This window comes from Shimia sp. (genome assembly GCF_041624275.1).
Lineage (GTDB): Bacteria > Pseudomonadota > Alphaproteobacteria > Rhodobacterales > Rhodobacteraceae > Shimia.
Genome location: NZ_JBFJVE010000146.1, coordinates 1 through 8,374 on the forward strand (window position 1 = coordinate 1; position 8,374 = coordinate 8,374).

The 8,374-nt window shown below is 68.5% G+C and carries 9 protein-coding genes and 1 riboswitch; all 9 genes read left to right on the forward strand.

Features of this window, described 5'->3' with window-relative positions:
- Nucleotides 1-480, forward strand: a 480-nt coding sequence (gene ybeY / locus ABZD10_RS11445) for an rRNA maturation RNase YbeY (RefSeq protein WP_372886624.1), incomplete at its 5' end; no start/stop codon positions are given.
- Nucleotides 481-500: 20 nt separating this feature from the next.
- Nucleotides 501-1,385 carry a hemolysin family protein gene (locus ABZD10_RS11450; protein ID WP_372886626.1) on the forward strand — a complete coding sequence of 295 codons (885 nt, stop codon included), beginning with the start codon at nucleotides 501-503 and terminating at the stop codon, nucleotides 1,383-1,385.
- Nucleotides 1,378-2,877 (forward strand): apolipoprotein N-acyltransferase, encoded by a 1,500-nt coding sequence (gene lnt / locus ABZD10_RS11455; RefSeq protein ID WP_372886628.1) that lies wholly within the window; start codon nucleotides 1,378-1,380, stop codon nucleotides 2,875-2,877. Before ABZD10_RS11450 ends, lnt begins: the two co-directional genes overlap by 8 nt.
- 34 nt (nucleotides 2,878-2,911) lie before the next feature.
- Nucleotides 2,912-2,960, forward strand: a riboswitch (SAM-SAH riboswitch).
- Between the two features lie 4 nt (nucleotides 2,961-2,964).
- Nucleotides 2,965-4,143: a methionine adenosyltransferase gene (metK, locus tag ABZD10_RS11460; RefSeq protein WP_372886629.1), complete on the forward strand. Its 1,179-nt coding sequence runs from the start codon at nucleotides 2,965-2,967 to the stop codon at nucleotides 4,141-4,143.
- 84 nt (nucleotides 4,144-4,227) lie between these two features.
- Complete coding sequence (locus ABZD10_RS11465; protein ID WP_372886630.1) at nucleotides 4,228-4,869, forward strand: hypothetical protein; 642 nt, start codon at nucleotides 4,228-4,230, stop codon at nucleotides 4,867-4,869.
- Between the two features lie 68 nt (nucleotides 4,870-4,937).
- Nucleotides 4,938-5,666: a tRNA (guanosine(46)-N(7))-methyltransferase TrmB gene (locus ABZD10_RS11470; RefSeq protein WP_372886631.1), complete on the forward strand. Its 729-nt coding sequence runs from the start codon at nucleotides 4,938-4,940 to the stop codon at nucleotides 5,664-5,666.
- 141 nt (nucleotides 5,667-5,807) lie between these two features.
- On the forward strand, nucleotides 5,808-7,160 hold the full coding sequence (gene aroA, locus ABZD10_RS11475; RefSeq protein ID WP_372886633.1) for a 3-phosphoshikimate 1-carboxyvinyltransferase: 1,353 nt from the start codon (nucleotides 5,808-5,810) through the stop codon (nucleotides 7,158-7,160).
- Nucleotides 7,157-7,678 carry a hypothetical protein gene (locus tag ABZD10_RS11480; protein ID WP_372886634.1) on the forward strand — a complete coding sequence of 174 codons (522 nt, stop codon included), beginning with the start codon at nucleotides 7,157-7,159 and terminating at the stop codon, nucleotides 7,676-7,678. Before aroA ends, ABZD10_RS11480 begins: the two co-directional genes overlap by 4 nt.
- A 91-nt stretch (nucleotides 7,679-7,769) precedes the next feature.
- Nucleotides 7,770-8,374, forward strand: a 605-nt coding sequence (locus tag ABZD10_RS11485; protein ID WP_372886636.1) for a d(CMP) kinase, incomplete at its 3' end; no start/stop codon positions are given.

Consider the following 8,374-nt stretch of genomic DNA (forward strand, 5'->3'; position numbering starts at 1 on the left):
CACGAGGCCGGGCTCGCGGCGCTGGCCGAGGGCGCGGCGCGGGCGGCGCTGGCGCATCTGTCGATGGACCCCGAGGCCTGCCTGATCTCGCTGCTGGCCTGCGACGATGCGCGCATTGCCGATCTCAACGCCGATTTCCGCGCCAAGCCGCAGCCGACCAACGTGCTGAGCTGGCCGGCGCAGGAGCTGGGTGCCGAGGCGCCCGGCGGCGCGCCGGCCTTGCCCGCGCCCGACCCCTTCGAGGATCTTACCGAGCTCGGAGATATCGCCATCGCCTATGACACCTGCGCCCGCGAGGCCGCCGAGGCCGGCAAGCCGCTGGCCGATCATGTCAGCCATCTGGTCGTCCACGGGGTGCTGCACCTCTTGGGCTACGACCATATCCGTGACCGGGATGCCACGTTGATGGAGGGTATCGAAACGCGGATACTTGGCAAAATGGGTATCGCTGACCCATATAGAGAGGGAGACGGGGATTAACCCCTGAATGGAAAGGAAAAATGGGCGACAGTTCCGACGGGTCCTCTAACGCGGCGCTCCGCGCGCAGCCGATGGCCCCCAAACCACCGAGAAGCGGCTTTTTCAGCCGCATCGTCAATGCGCTAAGTCCGGCCGAGGCCGTGCCACCGCCAGAGAGCAGCAGCGCCGAGACGCCACGGCCCCAGACCCATGGCATGATCAACCTGCGCCGGATGCGGGTCGAGGACGTGGCCATTCCCAAGGCCGAGATCATCGCCGCGCCGGCCAGTATCTCCAAGGACGGGCTGGTGCAGCTGTTCCGCGACACCGGGCTGACCCGGCTGCCGGTCTTCGAGGGCACGCTGGACACGCCGATCGGCTTTGCCCACCTCAAGGACGTGGCGCTGAAACACGGGTTCAACGGCGCCGGCGGGCAGTTCCGGCTCGACCAGATGCTGCGGCCGCTGCTCTTCGTGCCGCCCTCGATGCCGATCGGGGTGCTGCTGACCAAGATGCAGACCGAACGCCGCCACATGGCGCTGGTGATCGACGAATACGGCGGCGTCGACGGGCTGGTCACCATCGAGGATCTGATCGAACAGGTGATCGGCGAGATCGAGGACGAGCACGATCTCGAGGAAGATCAGCACTGGACCCAGGAAACCCCCGGCTGCTACCTGGCGCTGGCCAAGACGCCGCTCGAGGATTTCGAGGCCGAGATCGGGCGCGACCTGACCGCCCATGCCGAGGTCGATGCCGAGGATGTCGACACGCTGGGCGGGCTGGTGTTCACCCTGTTGGGCCATGTGCCGGCACGCGGCGAGGTGGTGGCCCATCCCGATGGCACCGAGTTCGAGATCGTCGATGCCGACCCGCGCCGCATCAAGCGGCTGCGGGTGCGCTTTGCCGAGGCGCAGGATGGCTGAACCATCGGCGCGCCGGCTGCGGGCGCGCCCGGCCTGGCAGCTCTCGGGGCTGATGCTGGCCTGCGGCGCCCTAGCCGGGCTCGGCCAGGCGCCTTTTTCGCTGTTGCTGCCGGGCTTTGCCGGCTTCGTCGTCGCCTTCCGGCTCTTTGACGGTCTCGGCGACCGGCGCCGGGCGCTGGCCGCCGGGCTCGCCTTCGGGGCCGGCTATTTCGCGCTGACCCTGCACTGGATCGTCGAGCCCTTTCTGGTCGATCTTGCGCGCCACGGCTGGATGGCGCCCTTTGCGCTGGTGCTGATGGCGCTGGGCATGGCGCTGTTCTGGGGCGGTGCCTTTGCCCTGGCGCAGGGCCGGGGCCGGTGGATGCTGGCGCTGGCGCTGACCGGGGCCGAGCTGGTGCGGGCCTATCTCTTGGGCGGCTTTCCCTGGGCGATGCCGGCCTATGCGCTGGTCGACGGGCTGGCAGGGCAGGGCGCGGCCTGGCTGGGATCGCACGGGTTGAACCTCGCTGTTTTCGCCGCCGCGGCGGCGCTGGCCGCGCCGCGCCGCGCCCCGGCGGCGGCTCTGGCGGCGGTGGCGGGCGTGGTGCTGGCCCTGAGGCCGCTGCCCGCGCCCGAACCCAGCTCCGCAAAGCGGCCGCTGGTGCGGCTGGTGCAGCCCAATGTGCCGCAGCACCAGAAATGGGATCCCGACTTCATGCCCGGCCATTTCGCCCGCGCCCTGGCGCTGACCGGGGCAGAGGGCCGCCGCCCCGACCTGATCGTCTGGCCGGAAACCTCGATCCCGGCGCCGCTCGGGGGCTCGGTGCGCAGCCGCGCCGCCATGGCCGAGGCCGCCGGCGGCGTGCCGGTGCTGGCCGGTGTGATGCGCTATGAGGATCTGCGGATATTCAATTCGGCGGTGCTTCTGGATCCCGGCGGCGCGCCGGTGCAGATCTATGACAAGCATCATCTGGTGCCATTCGGGGAATATGTGCCCTTTGGCGACCTGCTGGGGCGTTTTGGCATTCACGGGCTGGCAGCGCGCGAGGGCGACGGGTTTTCCGCCGGACCCGGTCCGCAGCTCATGGATCTCGGGCCGCTGGGCAAGGCGCTGCCGCTGATCTGCTACGAGGCGGTGTTCCCGCAGGACATGCGCGGCACCGAAACCCGGCCGGACCTTTTGTTGCAGCTGACCAATGACGCCTGGTTCGGCAGTTTTTCCGGCCCCTACCAGCATCTGGTGCAGGCGCGGATGCGCGCCATCGAGCAGGGTCTGCCGCTGCTGCGGGCCGCCAATACCGGCATCTCGGCGGTGGTCGATGGCCGCGGGCGCATCCTTGCCGCGCTGGCGCTCGACCGGTCGGGGGTGGTCGACGCGACGCTGCCGGCGCCCCTTGAAAGAACCGTTTACGCGGCGACCGGCGATGCGCCGCTGGCGGCCCTGGTGCTGGGGCTCGGCCTCTTCGGCCTGCGCCGGCGCGGGGGGCGGGCCCGCGCCGACAAATCCCATTGACCATTGCCGGTCGGCGGCGTAAGCCCGTGCCGAACTGTCGTCACAACGGCTTCCTGGCGTGACGACCCGCAGGTAATGGAGCACTTCATGAGAAACAATTATACCTTCACCTCGGAGTCGGTTTCCGAGGGCCACCCGGACAAGGTCTGTGACCGGATATCCGATGCGGTTCTCGATGCGTTTCTCGCCGAAGAGCCCGAGGCCCGGGTCGCGGCCGAGACCTTCGCCACCACCAACCGGGTGGTGATCGGCGGCGAGGTCGGCCTGTCGGACAAGGACAAGCTGCACGACTACATGGGGCGCATCGACGAGATCGCCCGCGCCTGCATCAAGGACATCGGCTACGAGCAGGACAAGTTCCACCATGCCACCGTCGAGGTGACCAACCTGCTGCACGAGCAGTCGGCCCATATCGCCCAGGGGGTCAACGGTTCGGACACCAAGGAAGAGGGCGCCGGCGATCAGGGCATCATGTTCGGTTATGCCACCACCGAGACCCCGGCGCTGATGCCGGCGCCGATCCAGTATTCCCACGCCGTGCTGCGCCGCCTCGCCGAGGTGCGCAAATCCGGCGCCGAGCCGACCCTTGGCCCGGATGCCAAATCGCAGCTTTCGGTGGTCTACCGCGACGGCGTGCCGGTGGGGGTCAGCTCGATCGTGCTCTCGACCCAGCATCTCGACGCGGCGATGAGCTCGGCCGACGTGCGCGCCGTGGTCGAACCCTATATCCGCGAGGAGCTGCCCGAGGGCTGGATCACCGATGCCACCGAATGGCACGTCAACCCGACCGGCAAGTTCGTCATCGGCGGACCCGACGGCGATGCCGGGCTGACCGGGCGCAAGATCATCGTCGACACCTATGGCGGCGCGGCGCCCCATGGCGGCGGCGCCTTCTCGGGCAAGGATCCGACCAAGGTCGACCGTTCGGCGGCCTATGCGGCGCGCTACCTGGCCAAGAACGTGGTCGCCGCCGGCATGGCCGAACGCTGCACCATCCAGCTGTCCTATGCCATCGGCGTCAGCCGGCCGCTGTCGATCTATGCCGACACCCATGGCACCGGCGCGGTGGCCGACGCGGCGATCGAAAAGGCGGTCAGCGCCGCCATGGACCTGACCCCGCGCGGCATCCGCCAGCACCTGAGCCTCAACCGGCCGATCTATCAGCGCACCGCGGCCTATGGCCATTTCGGCCGCGACCCCGAGGCCGACGGCGGGTTTTCCTGGGAGAAGACCGATCTTGTCGAGGCGCTGAAGAAAGCGGTCTGAGGCGGCGCGCATCCGCCATTGCATTTTCGGTCCCCGTGGCTCCAGACTGGGCGCGGGGACTGTTTTTTTTGCGGAGGAGCCTCTATGCGGTTTTTGGGACTGGGTCTGGGTCTGGGTTTGGCACTGATCGCCTCGGCGGTCCTGGCCAGGGAGCCGCTGGAGAGCGGCAAGTTCACGATCGAGGGCGAGGTGCTGGTCTATGACACGGTGGCCCCGCCCGAGGGCGTGGTGGAAGAGATGGAGAACGCCGATATCGACGAGCTGTTGCAGGTCTTGCAGCGGCACCCGGAGATCACCACCCTGCGCCTGAACAGCTCGGGCGGGAGCCTGTGGGCCGGGGACGAGATGGCCCGGCTGGTGATGGATTTCGAACTGGATACCGAGGTGCAGAGCGTCTGTGAAAGCGCCTGCACGACGGTGTTTCTGGGCGGTGCCAAGCGGCGGATGCAGCGCGGCGGCAAGATCGGTTTTCACCGCAGCCACTGGTCGCCCGAGGATATCGAGAGCTTCTATGCCAGCGAACGCGAGGAAGAGGGGTGGCGCACGCCCTTCGAGTTCAGCGCCTGGGTCTATGAGGACACGCAGGAAGAAGTCTATCGCGATCTGACCTATATGCTGTCGCGCGGGGTCGGCGCCGAATTCGCGATCCGCTCCAAAGGCTATTTCAGCGACATGTGGTACCCGACCCGCCGCGAGCTGCGCGAGGGCGGTATCCTGCGCGACTAGTCCAGCTTGACCTCGGCGCGGCGATCCGGCACATGGGGCGCCAATCCAGAGATCCGAGGTTCCGGCCCATGTCCGACAGCGAAAAATCCGGCGATAGGCATCCTTCCGGCGCGCCGTGGCGGAATTTCTACGGCCGTTTCAAGGGCAAGGGGCTGCGCAAGTCGCAGGAGGCCTGGCTTGACGAGGATCTGGCGGCGCTGGCGCCGGGCCGGGTGAGCTGGGAAGACAACCCCGAACGCGAGCGCATCGACCTCGGGGCGCTGTTCGGCGGCCGCGATGTCTGGCTCGAGATCGGTTTCGGCGGCGGCGAGCACATGGTGCATCAGGCGGTGGCCAACCCCGGGGTCGGCATCATCGGCTGCGAGCCCTATATCAACGGCGTGGCGATGCTGCTGGGCAAGATCCGCGAGGCCGGGGCCGACAATATCCGGGTCCACCCGGGCGATGCCCGCGACATGTTCGACGTGCTGGAGGATGCCAGCATCGCGCGCGCCTTCCTGCTCTATCCCGATCCCTGGCCCAAGAAGCGCCACCACCGGCGCCGCTTCGTCACCCCGGAGCACCTCGAGCCGCTGTCACGGGTGCTGAAACCGGGGGCGATCTTCCGCGTGGCCACCGATATTCCCGACTATGTGCGCCAGACGCTGGAGCAGGTGCCCCGGTTCGGCTTTGACTGGCTGGCCGAGGGGCCGCAGGACTGGCGTGAGCCCTGGGGCGACTGGATCTCGACCCGCTACGAGCAGAAGGCCTTTCGCGAGGGCCGCAGCCCGCATTACCTGACCTTCCGCAAGAGGTGAGGGGGGGAGGGGCGCTGCCCCTCTTGGCCTGTGGCCAATTCACCCCGGGATATTTCCGGCAAGAGAAAGACGCATGTGGCGCATTTACCTGCGCCGGTGGCTGCGCTAACAGCTTTGCCAACGACAGAAAGGAACCCCGATATGTCCGCACACGGCAGCCCGATCCCGATGACCTCTCATGCCTGCGGTCCGCTGAGCGGCGAGGCGCTGGTGCCCGGCGACAAGTCGATCTCGCACCGGGCGCTGATCCTCGGGGCGCTGGCGGTGGGCGAGACCCGGATCTCGGGGCTCCTGGAGGGCGAGGATGTTCTGGACACCGCCAAGGCGATGCGCGCCTTCGGCGCCGAGGTCACCGACCTCGGGGGGGGCAACTGGTCGGTGCATGGTGTCGGGGTGGGCGGTTTTGCCGAGCCCGAGCAGGTGATCGACTGCGGCAATTCCGGCACCGGGGTGCGGCTGATCATGGGGGTGATGGCGACCACCGGCATCACCGCGACCTTCACCGGGGATGCCAGCCTCAACAAGCGCCCGATGGCGCGGGTCACCGATCCGCTGGCGCTGTTCGGCGCCGTGGCGGTGGGCCGCGCCGGCGGCCGTCTGCCGATGACCATCGTCGGCGCCGCCGATCCGGTGCCGGTGCGCTACGAGGTGCCGGTGCCCTCGGCGCAGGTGAAATCGGCGGTGCTCTTTGCCGGCCTCAACGCGCCGGGCAAGACCGTGGTGATCGAGAAGGAGGCCACCCGCGATCATACCGAGCGCATGCTGGCCGGTTTCGGCGCCGAGATCAGCACCGAGGTGAGCGATGCGGGCCGGGTGATCACCCTCACCGGCCAGCCGGAGCTGAAGCCGCAGACCATCGCCGTGCCGCGCGATCCTTCCTCGGCGGCCTTCCCGGTCTGCGCCGCGATCATCACCCCCGGTTCGGACGTGCTGGTGCCCAATATCGGCCTCAACCCGACCCGGGCCGGGCTGTTCACCACGCTGCGCGAGATGGGCGCCGATCTCACCTATGAGAACGAACGCCAAGAGGGCGGCGAGCCGGTGGCGGACCTGCGGGCGCGCTTTTCGCCGGATCTCAAGGGTATCGAGGTCGACCCGGCGCGGGCGGCCTCGATGATCGACGAATACCCGGTGCTTTCGGTGGTGGCATCATTTGCCACAGGGCAGACGGTGATGCGGGGTGTTAAGGAACTGAGGGTCAAGGAAAGCGACCGCATCGATGCCATGGCCAAGGGTCTGCGCGCCAACGGGGTGACGGTGGACGAGGGAGAGGACTGGTGGATCGTCACCGGTCTGGGGCATGGCAACGTGCCCGGAGGCGCCACCTGCGCCAGCCATCTCGACCATCGGATCGCCATGTCCTTCATGGTGATGGGCATGGCGACACAGGCACCGGTCAGTGTCGATGACGGCGCACCGATCGCCACTTCCTTCCCCGTGTTCGAGCCCTTGATGGCCGGGCTCGGGGCGAGACTAACGAGAGACGGGAATTGAAGCCTTTTGCCAAAGCCCTGATTGCACTGACGCTGGTCACCATCGCGACCTACGGGCTGCTGGTCGGGCTGGGCATGGCGCATCTGGTGCTGGGGCCCGAGCGGCTCTGGCCCTTCGACATGCGGCTGCTGGGCTATTCCGAGGCCGATGCCAGGGCCTATCTCAGCCTGATGAGCCCTGCACAGGGCGAGTTCTATGCCGGCACCCTGCGCCGCATCGACACCGCCTTTCCGATGCTTCTGGGGCTGTGGATGGGCTGCTGCCTGTGGGCGACGACGCGCAACCTGCACCCCTGGTCGCGGGTCATCCTGCTGGTGGTGCCGGCCAGCTATACGGTGATGGACCTCTGCGAGAACGCGCTGATCGCGGACCTGGTGCTGGGGTTCCACACCTGGCCCGACCCCGAGCTGGTGGCGCTGGCCAGCAGCTATACGGTGACCAAGTTCGTCACCCTTCTGGTGGCCGCCTCGCTGGTGCTGGCGATGGCGCTGGGGCATCTGCGGCGGCGGCGCGGCTGAGGCCGACGGCGCGCGGGGTCTTGCGCCGCGCGGCGCGGGCTGGGATAGAGGCGGCGCGACATCAAGAACAGCAGTCGAAAAGGGGCAGGCCATGAGTTTCACGATCGCCATCGACGGGCCGGCGGCGGCCGGCAAGGGCACGATCTCGAAGGCGGTGGCGGCGCATTTCGGCCTTGCCCATCTCGACACCGGGCTGTTGTACCGCGCGGTCGGGGCCAGGACGCTTTCGGGCGAAGCGGCGATCGACGCGGCCCGTGCCCTGCGGGCCGAGGATCTGGAGGCCGGGGATCTGCGCAGCCCCGAGGTGGCGCAGGCGGCCTCGAAAGTGGCGGTGGTGCCCGAGGTGCGCGCGGCGCTGGTCGATTTCCAGCGCGCCTTTGCCCGCCGCGCCGGCGGCGCGGTGCTGGACGGGCGCGACATCGGCACCGTGATCTGCCCCGAGGCCGAGGCCAAGCTGTTCGTCACCGCCAGCGCCGAGGTGCGCGCCGAGCGGCGGTTTCTGGAGCTGACGGGAAAGGGGCTGGAGGTCACGCGCGACGAAGTGCTGGCCGATGTCAGGGAACGCGACGCGCGCGACATGCAGCGCAGCGAAGCGCCGCTGCGCCCGGCCGACGACGCGGTGATCGTGGATACCAGCGAGATGTCGATCGAGGCCGCCGTGGCCGCCGCCATCGCGGCGGTCGAAGCGCGGCGCTG